Source organism: Niallia circulans, from assembly GCF_003726095.1.
GTDB classification, from domain to species: Bacteria; Bacillota; Bacilli; order Bacillales; family Cytobacillaceae; genus Niallia; species Niallia circulans_A.
Genome location: NZ_CP026031.1, coordinates 1,040,167 through 1,056,137 on the forward strand (window position 1 = coordinate 1,040,167; position 15,971 = coordinate 1,056,137).

General features: G+C 34.5%; 19 protein-coding genes and 1 other annotated feature. Of the genes, 17 read left to right on the plus strand and 2 right to left on the minus strand.

Annotated elements, in window-relative coordinates:
- The first annotated feature begins 646 nt into the window (after window positions 1-646).
- Window positions 647-805: a hypothetical protein gene (locus C2I06_RS24865; RefSeq protein WP_163185588.1), complete on the plus strand. Its 159-nt coding sequence runs from the start codon at window positions 647-649 to the stop codon at window positions 803-805.
- Window positions 806-956: 151 nt separating this feature from the next.
- Here C2I06_RS24865 and C2I06_RS04795 read toward each other — a convergent pair whose 3' ends face one another.
- Entirely contained in the window at window positions 957-1,250 is a 294-nt protein-coding gene (locus C2I06_RS04795; protein ID WP_095328374.1) for a hypothetical protein, read from the minus strand.
- Between the two features lie 122 nt (window positions 1,251-1,372).
- Window positions 1,373-1,587 (plus strand) — a binding site (T-box leader).
- 62 nt (window positions 1,588-1,649) lie between these two features.
- Between C2I06_RS04795 and argS the strand changes: the two genes are divergently transcribed.
- From argS to C2I06_RS04820, 5 genes are all read left to right on the plus strand, one after another.
- Window positions 1,650-3,332, plus strand: coding sequence for an arginine--tRNA ligase (gene argS / locus C2I06_RS04800; protein WP_123257565.1), 1,683 nt, complete (start codon window positions 1,650-1,652; stop codon window positions 3,330-3,332).
- A 225-nt stretch (window positions 3,333-3,557) separates the two neighbouring features.
- Window positions 3,558-4,211, plus strand: coding sequence for a YcnI family copper-binding membrane protein (locus C2I06_RS04805; protein WP_095328376.1), 654 nt, complete (start codon window positions 3,558-3,560; stop codon window positions 4,209-4,211).
- A 168-nt stretch (window positions 4,212-4,379) separates the two neighbouring features.
- Window positions 4,380-5,453: a GerAB/ArcD/ProY family transporter gene (locus tag C2I06_RS04810; RefSeq protein ID WP_164463624.1), complete on the plus strand. Its 1,074-nt coding sequence runs from the start codon at window positions 4,380-4,382 to the stop codon at window positions 5,451-5,453.
- 4 nt (window positions 5,454-5,457) lie between these two features.
- Window positions 5,458-6,870, plus strand: coding sequence for a spore germination protein (locus C2I06_RS04815; protein WP_249928281.1), 1,413 nt, complete (start codon window positions 5,458-5,460; stop codon window positions 6,868-6,870).
- Window positions 6,871-8,001, plus strand: a complete 1,131-nt coding sequence (locus tag C2I06_RS04820; protein ID WP_123257567.1) for a Ger(x)C family spore germination protein — start codon at window positions 6,871-6,873, stop codon at window positions 7,999-8,001.
- A gap of 100 nt (window positions 8,002-8,101) precedes the next feature.
- Here C2I06_RS04820 and C2I06_RS04825 read toward each other — a convergent pair whose 3' ends face one another.
- Entirely contained in the window at window positions 8,102-8,296 is a 195-nt protein-coding gene (locus C2I06_RS04825) for an acetyltransferase (RefSeq protein ID WP_123257568.1), read from the minus strand.
- A gap of 330 nt (window positions 8,297-8,626) precedes the next feature.
- Between C2I06_RS04825 and pdxR the strand changes: the two genes are divergently transcribed.
- From pdxR to C2I06_RS04880, 11 genes are all read left to right on the plus strand, one after another.
- Window positions 8,627-10,063, plus strand: a complete 1,437-nt coding sequence (gene pdxR / locus C2I06_RS04830) for a MocR-like pyridoxine biosynthesis transcription factor PdxR (RefSeq protein WP_123259115.1) — start codon at window positions 8,627-8,629, stop codon at window positions 10,061-10,063.
- A gap of 162 nt (window positions 10,064-10,225) precedes the next feature.
- Window positions 10,226-10,657 (plus strand): YfmQ family protein, encoded by a 432-nt coding sequence (locus tag C2I06_RS04835; RefSeq protein WP_095328382.1) that lies wholly within the window; start codon window positions 10,226-10,228, stop codon window positions 10,655-10,657.
- Window positions 10,658-10,833: 176 nt separating this feature from the next.
- Complete coding sequence (gene dnaN, locus C2I06_RS04840) at window positions 10,834-11,964, plus strand: DNA polymerase III subunit beta (protein ID WP_123257569.1); 1,131 nt, start codon at window positions 10,834-10,836, stop codon at window positions 11,962-11,964.
- A gap of 68 nt (window positions 11,965-12,032) precedes the next feature.
- Window positions 12,033-12,326 (plus strand): antibiotic biosynthesis monooxygenase family protein, encoded by a 294-nt coding sequence (locus C2I06_RS04845; protein WP_095328384.1) that lies wholly within the window; start codon window positions 12,033-12,035, stop codon window positions 12,324-12,326.
- Window positions 12,327-12,393: 67 nt separating this feature from the next.
- On the plus strand, window positions 12,394-12,996 hold the full coding sequence (locus C2I06_RS04850; protein ID WP_123257570.1) for a DUF2441 domain-containing protein: 603 nt from the start codon (window positions 12,394-12,396) through the stop codon (window positions 12,994-12,996).
- A 169-nt stretch (window positions 12,997-13,165) separates the two neighbouring features.
- Complete coding sequence (locus C2I06_RS04855) at window positions 13,166-13,357, plus strand: DUF6366 family protein (protein WP_095328385.1); 192 nt, start codon at window positions 13,166-13,168, stop codon at window positions 13,355-13,357.
- A 118-nt stretch (window positions 13,358-13,475) separates the two neighbouring features.
- On the plus strand, window positions 13,476-13,931 hold the full coding sequence (locus C2I06_RS04860) for a GNAT family N-acetyltransferase (RefSeq protein WP_420915960.1): 456 nt from the start codon (window positions 13,476-13,478) through the stop codon (window positions 13,929-13,931).
- Between the two features lie 223 nt (window positions 13,932-14,154).
- Window positions 14,155-14,457, plus strand: a complete 303-nt coding sequence (locus tag C2I06_RS04865; protein ID WP_095328386.1) for a hypothetical protein — start codon at window positions 14,155-14,157, stop codon at window positions 14,455-14,457.
- A gap of 110 nt (window positions 14,458-14,567) precedes the next feature.
- A complete protein-coding gene (locus tag C2I06_RS04870) occupies window positions 14,568-15,035 on the plus strand; it encodes a hypothetical protein (RefSeq protein ID WP_095328387.1) in 468 nt (155 codons plus the stop codon).
- A gap of 114 nt (window positions 15,036-15,149) precedes the next feature.
- Entirely contained in the window at window positions 15,150-15,323 is a 174-nt protein-coding gene (locus tag C2I06_RS04875) for a Fe3+ hydroxamate ABC transporter substrate-binding protein (RefSeq protein WP_123257571.1), read from the plus strand.
- A gap of 93 nt (window positions 15,324-15,416) precedes the next feature.
- A complete protein-coding gene (locus C2I06_RS04880; RefSeq protein WP_123257572.1) occupies window positions 15,417-15,887 on the plus strand; it encodes a GNAT family N-acetyltransferase in 471 nt (156 codons plus the stop codon).
- Window positions 15,888-15,971 lie beyond the last annotated feature (84 nt).

Below are 15,971 nucleotides of genomic sequence, written 5' to 3' on the forward strand. Positions count from 1 at the left end.
ATGGTGATTGTTATAGATTTAGAATATGTGAGTTTAAGAGAGAGGGATGCTAAATTTGGAGTATTGGAGGGAGATTCAGTATTTTAATATACGAATGAAAACCATTTTATAGAAGAACCGAAGGAAAAGTGGAGTTCAAAAAGGAGATGAAAGCCATTATTCAGGGTAACCGAAGGAAAAGTGGAGTTCAAAAAGGAGATGAAAGCCACTATTCAGAGGAACCGAGGGAAAAGTGGAGTTCAAAAAGGAGATGAACGCCACTATTCAGAGGAGCCAAGGGAAAAGTGGTGATCATAAAGGGAATGAAAGCCACTATTCAGGGTAACCGAAGGAAAAGTGGAGTTCAAAAAGAAGATGAAAGCCAATAATCAGAGGAACCGAAGGAAAAGTAGTGTTCAAAAAGGAGATGAACGCCACTATTCAGAGGGACAAGGGAAAAGTAGTGTTCATAAAGGGAATGAAAGCTATTATTCAAGGTAACCGAAGGAAAAGTAGAGTTCAAAAAGGAGATGAACGCCACTATTCAGAGGAACCGAGGGAAAAGTGGAGTTCAAAAAGGAGATGAAAGCCATTATTCAGAGGGACAAGGGAAAAGTAGTGTTCAAAATCCCAGGAGTTCAGCCTACAAAACCTGGATGTTTCGCCATTGTTCTCCGACAGTGCATATCCTCTTGTCTCCATGCAGTTCTCGTTCTCTATTGTAAAACTATTATTATTGCCGCAAGCATCTGTATTTGCTGATGCACCGCCATTATTAATGGTTTGTCCTAGCATATTCATTTTCTCTGTAGGAGCTTCTCTATAAAATTCTTTCCCATGGTAGATTATCAGTCATCTTCATAAATTAGCGAAAAAATAAACAAATATGCATAGCCAGAATAATAGCAATAGATGAAATGGCAGCAACCAGAATATCTCTAAATGGATGGAATCTAGTTGTTGCCTTTTTTCAGTTGTCAATAAAAGGGATAATATCCGTAAGTAGAATAAGCAGGATTATAGCCATATGGTTGTGTGTATGAAGGGTAAGTTTGGCCATAATTCCAATGTTGTTGTTGAGTCGTTGGTACATGGTGGAATGGCGTAATAATTAGAGGATTACCTGCAGTAAAGCCAGCAGTTGGAGTAACTGCACCAAGAGGAATAGCCCCGACACCCACTGCACCATGTCCCACTCCTGCAAAACCACCGGCTCCAATTGGACCAACAGCACCAATATGTCCACCAAAAGCTCGATTTTGAAAATTCATTATTGTTTCACCTCCTCCAATACTATATGTAGACGGAAATGATTGGCGCTTGCCTTTCTTTTATAAAAATAAAAAAGTATTGGATTCTTCCGAAAAGTATGTGTATAATAAGAAAAAAATATAGGAAATCGTAGAAAAAGAGAGTAGCTGGTTGTAAAGCAATAGCGAATTAGGGACGGTGGAAGCCTAATGTGGAGCAAGCAGTGAAACGCACTTTGGAGATATCATGCTGAAAAGGGAGTAGGCATGATCGGTAACAGGCCGTTAACTGATTTAAGTGGTTATGAAAATAACAATTAGAGTGGTACCGCGGGAATTATATACTCTCGCCTCTTCGTATGAAGGGGTGGGAGTTTTTTTATTTTATTAAAATATCTAATATAGAAAAGGAGAATATAGATGAACATCAAATCAGAACTAGCAAACGTATTAGCATCAAAATTACATGTAGAATTATCACCAGAAGCGATTGAACAGTTATTGGAAAAACCGAAATATGCTCATTTAGGAGATCTTGCTTTTCCCTGTTTTACACTTGCCAAAAAGTTGCGAAAGGCACCTGCGTTAATTGCGGAAGAACTTTCTCATAAGATAGAATCTCCGCTGATTGATCATGTTGAAGTAGTAGGAGCTTATATTAATATTTTCTTAAATCAGCAATTAATTGCCTCTAAAGTAATCAAGGAAGTTCTCGAACAAAAGGAGCATTATGGAGATTTACCTAAGAATAAGGGTGTAATGACAATTGATTTGTCTTCACCTAATATTGCAAAGCCATTTTCAATGGGGCATTTGCGTTCTACCGTTATCGGAAATGCTCTTGGCCTTATTGCTGAGAAAAATGGTTACACACCGATTCGCATAAATCATCTTGGTGATTGGGGAACGCAATTTGGTAAATTAATCGTCGCCTATAAAAGATGGGGAAATGAAGAGGAAGTGCGGAAGAATCCTATTAAAGAATTATTAAAGTTGTACGTGAAGTTTCATGAAAAAGCAGAAGAAGATCCCTCGCTAAATGAGGAAGGGAGAAAGTGGTTTAACTATCTAGAACAGGGAAATGAAGAAGCCATAAATCTTTGGAAATGGTTTCGAAAAGAATCGTTAGAAGAGTTTAATAAAATCTACAAACTATTAGGAATTACATTTGATTCCAATGATGGCGAAGCTTTTTTTAACGACAAGATGGAAAGAGTTGTCGAGTTATTAAAGGAGAAGCAGCTTTTAATAGAATCAGAAGGGGCGCAAGTAGTAGAGCTTGAAGACTTCCCACCGTGTTTAATTAAAAAAAGCGACGGTGCGACACTTTATGCTACACGGGATCTAGCTGCAGCGATCTATCGTCAAGAAAACTACCATTTTGTGAAAAGTTTATACGTAGTTGGAAATGAACAAACTCTCCATTTTAAGCAGTTATTTCAAGTATTAGAGAAAATGGGCTATGATTGGGCAAAAGGAATGGCTCATATTCCATTTGGTATGATGCTGAAAGACGGCAAGAAGATGTCAACGAGAAAAGGGAAAGTTGTTTTATTGGAAGAAGTGCTTCAAGCAGCTATTCAATTAGCGGAGAAAAATATCGAAGAAAAAAACCCTTCTCTTGAAAATAAAGAAGAAGTGGCAAATCAAGTAGGAACAGGAGCAATTATCTTTCATGACTTAAAGCATTATCGCCTAACCGATATTGAGTTTTCTCTAGAAGACATGTTGAAGTTTGAAGGAGAAACAGGACCATATATCCAATATACACATGCAAGAGCCTGTTCTTTATTGCGGAAAGGAAATTTCGTCCCACCAGCTAACTTAGACAACTTACAGTGGGATGAGGTAAGTTTTCCGATCGTCAAGCTATTAATGGATTTTCCGACGACCCTGGAAAAAGCGAATGAGCATTATGATCCTTCTGAAGTGGCAAAGTACGTTATCGATTTAGCGAAAACATTTAATAAGTATTATGCGCATATTCAAATTTTAGAGGAAAATAGTGGGAAAACAGCGAGACTTTCTCTCGTATATGCTGTAACAGTTGTTTTAAAAGAAGGCTTAAGATTACTTGGAATTGCTGCACCAGAGGCAATGTAATAGAAAGAAAATCCCTTGATTAAAGATGAATCATCTTGGCTAAAATGAGGAATAGCTCAGTTAAAGTACATTTGTCATAAAATGTTCACAGAATAGACATAATCTAAGCTGTTTTTTCTTTGAACGAAGTACCCCTATTTGATATGATGAAAGAGGTTAACACATTCAAAGTAGTGTTAACCTCTCTTTTTGCAAAACTGCAGAAATAAGGAAAGGAGATTTGAAATGATACATAAAAAGAAATTTATATCTGGATTAGTAGCATTAGCAGCTGTCTTCTTTATAGCATTACCAGTTAGCGCTCATGTTACCGTGAATCCATCCCAATCTACTACAGAGGCGTGGGAAACGTATACTGTAAGAATTCCAGTTGAAAAAGATGTGGATACAACAAAGGTAACGATTAAAATTCCCGAAAATGTGGAGTATAAAATGTATGAACCTGTCGATGGCTGGAAAACGACTACAACAAAAGATGATAATGATAAAGTGGCAACTGTAACTTGGGAAGCAGAATCAGAAGAGACTGCTATTAAGGCTGGTCAATATCGCGATTTTACTTTTAGAGCACAGAATCCAAAAGAGCCTGGCGATATAGCATGGGATGCATTCCAGTACTATGCAGATGGCAGCATTGTGGAATGGACTGGAGACAGTGATGCTGAGCTGCCTCATTCTATCACAAATATTGCTCAATCTAATGAAACGGTTGATAGTCATGGACACAGCACAAAAACGGATGATGCAGCAGATGATCAACAGAAAGACAAAGATGCCGAGCATGCAAATGAAGGTACAAATGTAAATACGATATTATCGATTATCGCTATTGTTTTATCATTAGCTGCAATTGTAATAATTTTTATAAGAAAAAAATAAGAACTAGTTAAAGAGTTCATTCCTTAAGAGAAGTTTAACTTCAAGGAATGGACTTTTTTTTGAGAATTTAAGGACATCGGCAGGGAATTGACCATATTGGTTCGAGTAGTAATAAAAAATATTATATTCCACATAATAAATACATACTAAATAGAAAAAGGAATGATTATGCAAAATACATTACGATATATATCCATTGTATATCTAGTTCTTCTATCAGTTGGCCTATTTGCCCATGTGGAAATAATTCCAGGTGTTTTAACAATAGTCAAAAGAGATGCGTGGATTAGTGTGGTTATAGCGCTGATTGTTGTGCCGCTGTGGGTATTATTACTTCACAGAATTAATGGAATCGTACATACAGATTCTTTTATTAAAATAGTAAAACGGTATACCAGCACCATACAATACTATTATTTCTTATTACCATTAGGTTTATATATGTATATTAGTGCTTTTATAACAGCGAAAGATATTGTTTTCTGGTCACAATTAACTTATATGAAAGACTATAATATTTTTTTGCTTGGAGGCACTTTACTGTTTTTATGTTTGCTGTGCAGCAATTTAGGGCTATTTTCTATGGGGATATTGAGCACTATTTTATGTCCGATAGTGATTTTCTTAGGTTTTTTTATTTCTTTTGCAAATACGGAGAATAAAAACTATGAATTATTATTGCCCGTACTAGAAAACGGATTTATGCCTGTTTCAAAAGGGCTCATATATACGCTATTACCAATAATAGAGCTTTTTGTCATTCTTTTTCTTTCATCCATAGTAAAAAAATCAATCACAAAAAAGCAGCTCTTTGTGTTAAATGTTTTGATTATTGGTTTAATGATTGGACCGACAATAGGGGCGATTGTCGAATTTGGACCAGAGCTTGCTTCCCAATATCGCTATCCAGCATATGAGCAATGGCGGTTAATAGCTATTGGAAAATATATTTCACACACCGATTTTTTTGCGATTTATCAATGGTTATCGGGTGGCGTGGTTCGGATCAGTTTATTTGTTTTACTAACAAGCTTTATATTTACAAAGGATGAAAAGAATAGCAAGCTGTTAACTTTTCTTTATATTTTTTTATTTATTGCACTGCTTATTCCAGTGGATCAAAGTATATTTTCCGAGGTTGTTTTCCTTTATTTTAGACCAGTATCCTTAGTATTATTGATCATCCAGATAGTATCTTTAACTCTATTTATAGGGAAAAGAAAAAAAGTGACTAGGAGTTGAGTTTGTGGATTATCCTCTTTTTACGTCAGAAGCGTTAAAACAATTATTTAATGAATCCTCTGATATTATGGTGAAAGAGGATAAGGGAGAATTACAGATTATCATGGTCTACTGTGTGCCACTAACAGATACAAGCATGATTAAAACCATACATTTTCCAGTATTAGGGGCGGAAGAGTCGAATATCTATCAATATGTTCAGATGGAAAGCTTTAATAAAAAGGAATTTAATCGAGAAAAAATTCAAGAAGAAGTTTTTTCCGGAAAGCTACTAGTTATTCCCCCAGGAGAAAAACTTTATCTTTATGATATAAAGAAGTTTCCCAGTCGACAACCTGATGAATCTGTCGTAGAGGTATCAGCGATCGGCCCAAAAGATGGCTTTGTAGAAGATATAAATACAAATATAGGCTTAATTCGTAAAAGACTACGTACCTCTTCTCTCATTATAAAGGAATATACAATTGGAAAAAGAACAAATACAAAAGTAGGACTTCTTTATATGAATGATATTGTGAATAATGAAATTCTCGCTGATATTAAGGATCGCCTTTCTCAGGTAGATATCGATGTTTTAACTAGTTCTAATATTTTAACGGAATATCTGGAACCGCGGAAGTTTTCTTTAATCCCAACTATCCACTATTCTGGAAGAGCGGATTTTATTGTCCAGGCCCTAAATCAAGGTAGATTTGCCATTGTGGTGGATGGTTCACCCACAGCATTAATTGCGCCTGTTGATTTATCCCTTTTATTTAAATCGGCAGAGGATGAAAATTCAAGTTTTTATTATACTTCCCTGCAGAGAACCCTAAGGATTATTGGAATTTTTACAACCATTTTGCTTCCCGGTTTTTATACAGCAATTATTACCCATCATGTAGGACAATTGCCATTACCAATCCTAGCAACAATCTCTGTATCTAGATTAGGATTGCCTTTTTCCCCTTTAATTGAATCGCTTCTTATGGTTGTAATGTTTGAATTGTTTTTTGAAGCCGGCTCTCGATTGCCAAAAGGGATCGGACAAACAGTTTCTGTCCTTGGTGGCTTAATCATCGGTGATGCTGCGATAAGAGGGGGAATCACTTCTCCATCTATGCTTGTAATAATAGGAATAACCGCGCTAACAAGCTTTACATTAGTAAATCGCTCTTTGGCAGGAAATTTATTTTATTTTCGTGTTTTTGTCTTATTAATAAGTTATTTTTTGGGCATTTACGGTTTTTTCTTAAGTTTTATTTTCATCATCTTGTATATAGCAAGGTTAGAATCCTTTGGTGTTCCAATGTTCTCCAATATAACGACGCCTTATGGAAAAGATATTTTGTTTACGTTTCTCCGGATACCTAATAATCTTCTAAAGAAAAGAAATGCTGGTTTGTCCATTAAAGATGAAAAAAGAAAAGGTGACTAAATGAAAAAAATAGTTATTGCTTTCGTTTCTCTTTTCTTCCTTGCAGGGTGTACAAATATTAAGGAAGTTCAATATCAAGCATATGCGGTTGGTTTAGGGATTGACTATAAAGATAACCAATATATCGTAACCGTTCAGTTTTTGGATTTTTTAAATGTTGCCAAATCAGAACAGGGAAAAGGGGATCAACCTAGTAAGGTGTGGTTAGGAAATGGGACTGCCAAGTCGATTGAAGATGCTATCGACCAAATAAATAAAGGAATTCAATTACCTTTGAATTTCGACCAAGTGAAAGTTATTGTATTCGGAAAATCTCTGTTGAAAAGCAAATTAAAACCAACATTAAATGCCCTTGATTCTAGCTATAATATTAGATTGACCGGGAAGGTTTATGGAACAAACCAGGCTATTGAGGATATATTCACGGCAAAGATTCCTTTTTATTATCCATTTAATGAGTCGCAAATAAGTTATCCAGACGCCATGCAGCATCAAAGCTCTACGGTTCCTCCTTTAACTTTACAAAAATTCATGTATCGATTTAACGAAAAAATTAATACCATTCTTTTGCCATCACTAGAGGTTAATAAGGAAATTATAAAAGAAGACCAGAAAGATTATGTTGTTCCATCCATTAATGGAGCGCATCTATTTAAAGAGAAAGAATGGAAAGGCTTTTTAAACACCGATGACTTATCTGGATATATCCGGGTAAACAATGAAACCGAACGTACTAAGTTAAATCTCAATAATGATGATAACGAAATGGAGATAGAATTGATTAAACCGAAATTAAGACAAGTAGTAAATAAAGATAAAAAGAAATATTCTTTTGGGCTTAAAATAAGAATAGATGCAACTGTTCTGAGTTCGAATGAAAGAACAAATGCTAATAAAATGAAAAAGCAGTTAAAGAAACAACTTGTCGAAGAAATATACACTTCTTATGAAAAAAGCAAAGAGATTGGTGCAGATATTTATCAATTTGAGAACTACCTTTATCGATATCATTGGGATATATGGAAATCATCTGAAGAAGAGGAGTTTCCGACGCTAGATATTGATGACATTGAAATCAACGTGAAAAACTTTAAGAGTGTTCCTAAACTCCATTCAAAATATCAACCATAAGAAACAAGCTCCACATTTTTAGCTTGTTTGTTTTTTGTCATACTATTGATTGACGCAAGAACTACAGGTAGAGTATGCTAGTCTAGTTTAAGTAAATGAATCATCCTAAATTTTCAGGATTGTCCACATATAAGGCTACAATATAACCGCAGTGACCACAATACTTTGCTGATATTGTAGAGGAATTCTTCCTAAGTTTTTTTTCGGGATACATATGAACTTGACCAACAGTTGCTGCCATTACTCCTTTTTTTATTTCTTCACTATTGCATTTTGGGCATATATTATTTTTCATACGAGAGTCCTCCTTGTTTATATGGCTCACTAATTATATTGTAACATGGTAAATCCCTTCCTGAAAAATAACAAAGTTACGAAAAGGTTGCTGACAATTGTATTAGCGGAACTAGATTAAGATTAGCTGACAAACTATCCAAGTCTATAAAATAATCTCAAATTTATAAGTAAATATGGTTGGAGTAATGAACTTAAGATAAAAAAGGTATGTTGTATCGAAAGAGCTCAGTGTTGTTTAATGAGGAGAAATTAAGCTATAATGAAACAACATAAAAACGAGATAGCTGTCTTATATGGAGACAAAATTAGGAAAAGAAGTGTGGATACAATGGAGTGGAAACCTGATCGACAAGTAAAAAAAGCAATATATAAGCAGCTGGCAGACTACATTGAAAATGGTATCGCAGATGGATCCTTTCCCTTAGATAAACCGCTGCCATCGGAAAGAAAGCTAGCAAAACTGCTAGAATTAAATAGAAGTACGGTAGTTGCTGCATATGATGAGTTAGAGTCGAATGGATTAATTGAAAGAAAACGCGGCAGCGGAACAATGATAAGTAAAGATATATGGGGAATAACCAAGAAACGTGTTCCTAGCTGGAACCGATATATAGAAGCGGGATCTTTTCTTCCTAATGTACCTGTCATGCAGCGGATACGAAAAGAAATGGCAGAACATGATTTAATTAATTTAGCTAGTGGGGAACTTTCTGAAGATCTTTTCCCTTTAAATTCATTGCGAAAAATTACTTCTGATCGAGCTTACATAGGATCATTGGGGTACGATCATCCACAAGGAAGTGAAGTTCTAAGAAAGACCATTACCAATCATATGGAGAAATATCGTGGTTTACAAACAACGCCTTCTTCTATATTGATTACATCTGGAGCCCAGCAGGCTTTACATTTGGTTATTCAATGCTTGCTGAAACCTGGCGATGCGGTAGCAATGGAGAACCCATCTTACCATTATAGTCTTCCGCTATTTGAATCAGCCGGAGTTAAACCTTATTATTTGACTGCAGATGAAAATGGTATAAAACCTGAGGATTTAATCTTATTACACAGAAAACACCGAATTAAGATGATATTTCTAAACCCAGCTTTTCAAAATCCAACTGGCGTATCTCTCGGTCAAAAAAGAAGAAGAGAGATTTTAGAAATTTCTTCTCAATATGGTATTCCCGTGGTAGAGGATGATCCATATAGTTTAACTTCTTTTAGCGGAAAGCCATTGCTTCCGCTAAAATCGATGGATCAAAATGGCAATGTATTATATATTAGCTCTCTCTCCAAAATTGTCGCCTCTGGTCTGCGAATTGGCTGGATTATTGGACCTAAGCCAGTGATAGAAAGGTTATCCGACGCTAAGCAGCAGATTGATTTTGGCCATTCTAGTTATTCCCAATGGGTAGCAAACGACTTCTTAGAATCACCTTCCTTTGCAGTCCATTTAGATAATTTAGTTAAACAACTTGAAAACAGAAGAAATCAAATCATCGAAAGCTTGGATACTTACTTAAAAGAAGAAGTGGAATTTCTAACACCTAATGGTGGGATTCACCTGTGGTGTAAAATAAAAAACGCAGTCAATGAAAATCGCTTATTAGAAGAGTCGTTAAAAAATGGTGTTATTTATGCGCCTGGATCTACAATGGGGTCAAACGCTAACTATGTTCGTTTTACGTATGCGAAAGAGACAGAAAGCAATATTGATGAGGGGATAAGGAGATTTGCTGCAGCGCTTAAATCCAGTAGAGAATAATGGGGGAAAGATGCAAGGATAAAACTTGCATCTTATTTTTATCCCATGAGAAAAAAGTGGATGGTCAACTTATATGGGAATTGGATGGTCTATTTAGAGAGGAAATTTAGTACTATTAATAACGTAGAAATATTAATTGAATGAGTAATGGAGTGAATGGAAATGACCTGGATTACTATTATAGCATTAGTGTTCTTTTGTATAATAAAAATTTTAATGACGTGTTTGCCAACAGGAGTAGTGGATTGGCTGTTGGATAAATATAGATTGCATTTAAAACTTAATAATATGGAAACAGAAATAATCTACAATGAAATGAAAATCGATGGAGAGAATAAAGAAGCAATTATTAAGATATTCAACGAAGCGATTGTTAGAGAAAAGTATAGTTTATATCCAGGAAGTGAAGAAACATATCTTAACGCTAAAAATGCGGAGTATTCTCTTGTTATTCATACAAAAAAAGGGAATAAGAACATAAACTTATTTTTGAATAGTTATCAAGACCATGTAGATATAGTGAAAAAGTACAAAAATAAAATGGTTGCATATAGCACCTATCCACTTCAACTAGATGTTTTAACTAAAAAATAAAATATATTTTTACAAATTTATAAAAAGCTACTAAAAGGCTAAGCATTTTCTGCTGCCAGTTTAGTAGTTTTTTTATGCATTTTTTGAAAAAAAATATATTAAACAATAATGACAAGGAAATTGGCAAAAAATGTCGAATTTAATACATATAATTTTATTTTGGAGTGTTGCATATAATGGAATTTCTTGTTGACAGTGAGTACTTTAATAGAGCGATAACAGATGTGAGCAAAGCAGTATCCCAGAAAACGCCATTTCCTATTCTTTCAGGTATCAAAATAATGGCTACTAAAGAATCATTAATTGTTATAGGAAGTAATGCTGATATCATAATTGAACAAGTAATTCCGATGGAAATAGATGGAGTACAAGTGCTAGAAGTAAAGGAGGTAGGCAGTGTTGTACTATCAGCAAAATATGTAAGTGAGCTTGTGAGAAAATTGCCGGGTAAAATTCATCTAACAGTAAACGAAAAGCAAATAGCTACGCTTAAAGCGGATGAAATCGTGACAACACTTAATGGTTTTCATGCAGAAGAATATCCAACGCTTCCAAGTATGGAAGAAACAACGCATATTAGAATGGAAAGCACCGATTTAATCGAGATGATCAACCAGACAGCTTTTGCTGTATCAAAAAGTGAAGCGAGAGCCGTTTTGACTGGCGTTAATATGTTATTCGAAGAAACAAAACTTACATGTGTAGCTACTAATTCTCATCGACTAGCATGGAGAGAGCTTCCAATTGAATCTGGTGTAAGAGGTGCATTCATCGTGCCAAGTACAAGCCTCCATGAGCTGACCAAGTTAATGCAGAAAACAACGGGAATGATTAAAATATTTGCTACAGATCGCTATATTGTATTTAAAACGAATTCAACTACTCTTTATTCTCGATTAATCGAAGGGAATTATCCTAATGTCGCTGGATTATTCCCCAATAACGCAAGGACAAAGATTACAGTTAATACAAAACAGCTGTTAAAAGGAGTAAATCGAGCTTGTCTTTTTGCAAGTGAATGGAAGAATAACAATATCCATATGGAAATAAAAGATGGTTCGAAATTAAAAATCACCTCTAATTCCTCGGAAATTGGAAAAATAGAAGAAATACAACCGATCAATAAGCTTGCTGGAGAAACAGATTTAAGCATCTCTTTAGATGGAAGCTTCCTTATGGATGCATTAAAAGCAATAAAGGAAGAAGAGATAAAAATCAGTTTTGGAGGTTCCATGAGACCGATATTAATGGAACCAGTTGGAAACAATTCATATATGCATTTGATTTCTCCTGTGCGCTCTTATTAAAGTCCTTTTGATTGGATCATTTGTAAGACAAATCAATGAATGAAAATAAAGAAAGAAGGAAGCGTTATATGATATTAGAAGCTGTGCTGTTACAAGTTAAGGAAGGAATGGAAGCAAAATATGAAGAATCATTTCGCGAGGCATCGAAAATTATTTCTTCTATGAATGGGTATATTTCTCATGAATTACAGCAGTGCTTAGAAGTAAAGGGAAAATATTTGCTGCTTGTTCAATGGGAAACATTAGAAGACCATACAGTTGGCTTTAGACAATCGAATGAATATCAGGAATGGAAAAAGCAGCTACATCATTTTTATGATCCGTTTCCTACGGTTGAACATTTTAAAAAGGTGAAACTTTAACCTAGATGCATAAGTATTTCGCATGAAATAAGAAAATTAGTTTAGTTAACTATTAGGAGAAAGAGCCATGACAAAAGAATTTACTGCCTACCATATTGTCACAAATAAAAAAATGAAGCTTGGACAGATCATTAACTTTGATGAGCATCAAAAAAATACTTTACACCATTACTTTTTTGAAAAAGAACAATTAAACAATCAAAATGAAGACTTTATGCAAATACTTAATAATCATTTTACGGAAACAGGTTTACACTTAGATAAAGAGAATGCCGAAGTGGTTGTTCAGTATGCAGGGCACACCATGAGAGCAATTAGAGAAGTAATAGCTGAAATGGTGAGACTCCAGGATTTTCCTAATCATCCGTCTAGATTGTCTTGCCTGTATGCTGCGAAAAGCTATGAGGATGTCTTAAAATGGAAAGCACTTTTTGATTCCTATAATCGCAAAGTATTACAAATTGTGAAACTTCATGTGTCTGGAAATTATTTTGAAGGAGACGGAGAGCTTCTGCCTAATTTAGAGGCTGTTCCTTTCCATAAAAAAATGGAACAAGCGAGAGAGTATTGGAAGGGGAATGCAAAAAATGAACTTCCAGAGCTTTTGATAAATGGAAGAATAGAAGTAATGGAGATTATTCATGAATATTTAGATGAAAGTAAGTCGTGAAAATTCGATAGAAGAATGTTTTAGAAACCCTCGTGGGCGGCAAACGTATGAAAGGAATAAATAGCGAGGGTTTCATAAAGGGAAAATCTATTGTTTGCAATAAATACATTACCATCTATTAATGGGATAATCTAATTGCTTATATGCTAATTTTATAGGAGGGCTTGAAATGAAAAAAGAAAAAGATGCTCCTGAAATAAGAAGAGAAAAAATGAGGCAAGAAGAATTGAAACATCCATCTAGTAGTATGCACGGCAGCAATCTTGCTGACTTAGTTGGCGGATTAGGATGGAAAGGTACTGGAATACTCATTCTTATCATAATTGTGGGGGTAATCATTTATGCTGCCCTCTTTCAATAAAGCTGTCTGGCATTTAATGAGAGACCGCACTATTCTATATAAGCTTTGGGAAACAAAATAGTGAAAGCTAGAATCAACTGTAAGAATAGAGATTTAAGCGAAAAGAGGAGTATTAACAGTGATTAATTTAACTTTAATGAATGCAGGTGAATATCAAGGATATCTGTCTAGTGCAATTAAAACGTATGCGGAAGAAAAGGTTTTAGCAGGAAATTGGAAAGAAGAAGAGGCACTTAAGAAGGCAGAGGAGGAATATACAAGACTTTTGCCCCAAGGCGAGAAGACAGAGAGTAATTTTTTATACACCATTCGAAAGGGGGATGAGACAGTCGGCATTATATGGCTTGCACAAAAGTCTGAAAAGCTAGGATTTATCTATGATATTTATATACTAGAAAAATACCAAGGGCAAGGCTATGCTAAGGAAGCTTTAAAGAGTATAGAGAATGTTGGTCAGAAACTAGGATTGAAAAAAATAGGTCTCCATGTTTTTGGTCATAATAAAGTAGCCAGAGGATTATATGAAAAACTAGGATATGAGACCACAAATGTATTGATGGAAAAAGACATTTAATATAAATCCACGCATGGTAGGAGTTAATGGTTTCATGTCCTGAACAGGCTGTGAATAATAAGGGTTTAGAAAGAAGTAAGATGCTTGGTAAGCTATTTACAAATGATTTGAAATAGCTTACTATTATACATAGTTTTACTATATACATAGATTATCTTTGTACTATTGTAAAGTTTAATTGATTTAATAAATAGAATTCAGAGGAAGGAGAGAAAGGAAAGAATTGAAGTATTCTGTCATAGGATTAATTTTTCAATTAATTTTTGTTTTCACAATAACTATCTTTAATCCAATTCGAGTTTATGTAATGAATCAATACTCCGTTTATCCTGTAGCATTATTTGAGTTGCTTTTAGGAGTTATAAGTCTAATTTGTGCATTAGTGGGGCTAATAAAGAAAGAGGTTAATGGTCTTTCACTCTTTGTTTTCCTTTTCAGTTTACTAATCTGTGTTTATTTTGTATTTGTATATCTATTAGGAGAAGCAGGAAATCCACCTGAGATTCCATGGTTGTATAAAAAGTAAAAAAATGTATAAGTTAGTTTTCTTAAAAAATATTTTTCGCAGGACCAAAATTGTTTCTTAAAAAGTTAATGGGTGTAATAAGAGGAAATTAAAGAGGAGAGATGTTTTTTATGAAATTTTTACGAGATGATAATTGGGATAATGACGGGTATTGTGAATATTTAAAATCTATCCAGCATGTCTTTGATCCATATACGGGCGAATTCCTTGTGACAAATTCATTCCATGATGGAAGGTTTAAAAAAATGGAGTTAATCAATCATTGTGAAGGAGATATAGATGAAACAATGGATGATCCAACATCAATTAGAGTGGTTATAGAGCACTGGGATGGTACTGTATATGAATTGGTTTGGGATAAAGTGAGAAGATTTTACTTTGATTATGATATTACACGAAATATTGTCGTTAATACAAAAGAAATAGTGGATAATGGAAGAAGTGGGATTGATAATTGGGGTTATGACGAAATTTTAATAACGGAAGATAAGATGTTTTCACATGAAATAGAACTGCTTTCAAAAACACGGATGTTTATCATCTGTAGACAGTTTCAAATCAAGTCATATTCGGCATAATTAATTCAAAGTACTAGACAAAGTTATAAAATTGATACATAGAAAAAACTTTAATTTAAAGAAGTCAGGAACTTTAAGCTATAGTTATTAAATATGTAGTTTTGGAGGGGAACTATGTTTAAAGTAAAACCCCAATGTTCTAATTGCGGTAAACATATTGAAAGAAATGAAGTAGTTTTTGTCAAAATGCGCTATCCAGAGCGAAAAGGGATGACCGAAATAAAGGCTTTTATCCAAAATGAAGGAAAATTAATTTGTGAAGCTTGCTTTAATACTAAGCAATTTTAAGCAAAGACAAATGGAATGGGATTGGGTGTTTTTCGTCATTACCGTTATATAATCATTAATTTTTTAATAAATTGCTAATTAGGAGACTTAAAAATGTATGAAACTAGATGGGCAACTTACAACGAACTGAATATTGTGGCAGAATGCTGGTATAAAATGGCTTGTGAAATGGGAGAAATCGACAGAATTCCAAAACCAAGTCTTCAACGGCTGGAAGAAGTGAAAAATCTATTTCGGAAAGAATTTGAATTAGGAAATTTAATGTTTCGAGTTGCTTTAGATAGTGATGAAAAAATTGTTGCTTGTGCTGGAGGGTTAATTAGAACAGAGTATGCTTTTCCACTTGCGGAAGAACAAAGTCTTTTTGGGTGGATCATAGCTGTATATACGGTGAAAAACCATCGTAAGAATGGGTTAGCTTCTCAATTAGTTGAGGAAATATGTTTATGGCTAAAACAAAAAGGGGCTAAACGAGCAAGATTATGGTCCAGTTCATCTGGCCGATCTGTTTATGAACAGCTAGGGTTTCATAATATGATGGATTTAGCAAAACCTCTTTCTTAAATGAAAGAAATGATAGGAAGGAAGATATAGATTTCAGGTATTGATTAAAGAATTCATCATTATGATGACATAGAGATAATTATT

What these genes read in the sequence shown, in the direction of transcription:
- C2I06_RS04795 (WP_095328374.1), bottom strand. Translation starts at nt 1,250, where the DNA reads ATGAATTTTCAAAATCGAGCTTTTGGTGGACATATTGGTGCTGTTGGT.
- argS (WP_123257565.1), top strand. Translation starts at nt 1,650, where the DNA reads ATGAACATCAAATCAGAACTAGCAAACGTATTAGCATCAAAATTACAT.
- C2I06_RS04805 (WP_095328376.1), top strand. Translation starts at nt 3,558, where the DNA reads ATGATACATAAAAAGAAATTTATATCTGGATTAGTAGCATTAGCAGCT.
- C2I06_RS04810 (WP_164463624.1), top strand. Translation starts at nt 4,380, where the DNA reads ATGCAAAATACATTACGATATATATCCATTGTATATCTAGTTCTTCTA.
- C2I06_RS04820 (WP_123257567.1), top strand. Translation starts at nt 6,871, where the DNA reads ATGAAAAAAATAGTTATTGCTTTCGTTTCTCTTTTCTTCCTTGCAGGG.
- C2I06_RS04825 (WP_123257568.1), bottom strand. Translation starts at nt 8,296, where the DNA reads ATGAAAAATAATATATGCCCAAAATGCAATAGTGAAGAAATAAAAAAA.
- pdxR (WP_123259115.1), top strand. Translation starts at nt 8,627, where the DNA reads ATGGAGTGGAAACCTGATCGACAAGTAAAAAAAGCAATATATAAGCAG.
- C2I06_RS04835 (WP_095328382.1), top strand. Translation starts at nt 10,226, where the DNA reads ATGACCTGGATTACTATTATAGCATTAGTGTTCTTTTGTATAATAAAA.
- dnaN (WP_123257569.1), top strand. Translation starts at nt 10,834, where the DNA reads ATGGAATTTCTTGTTGACAGTGAGTACTTTAATAGAGCGATAACAGAT.
- C2I06_RS04845 (WP_095328384.1), top strand. Translation starts at nt 12,033, where the DNA reads ATGATATTAGAAGCTGTGCTGTTACAAGTTAAGGAAGGAATGGAAGCA.
- C2I06_RS04850 (WP_123257570.1), top strand. Translation starts at nt 12,394, where the DNA reads ATGACAAAAGAATTTACTGCCTACCATATTGTCACAAATAAAAAAATG.
- C2I06_RS04855 (WP_095328385.1), top strand. Translation starts at nt 13,166, where the DNA reads ATGAAAAAAGAAAAAGATGCTCCTGAAATAAGAAGAGAAAAAATGAGG.
- C2I06_RS04870 (WP_095328387.1), top strand. Translation starts at nt 14,568, where the DNA reads ATGAAATTTTTACGAGATGATAATTGGGATAATGACGGGTATTGTGAA.
- C2I06_RS04875 (WP_123257571.1), top strand. Translation starts at nt 15,150, where the DNA reads ATGTTTAAAGTAAAACCCCAATGTTCTAATTGCGGTAAACATATTGAA.
- C2I06_RS04880 (WP_123257572.1), top strand. Translation starts at nt 15,417, where the DNA reads ATGTATGAAACTAGATGGGCAACTTACAACGAACTGAATATTGTGGCA.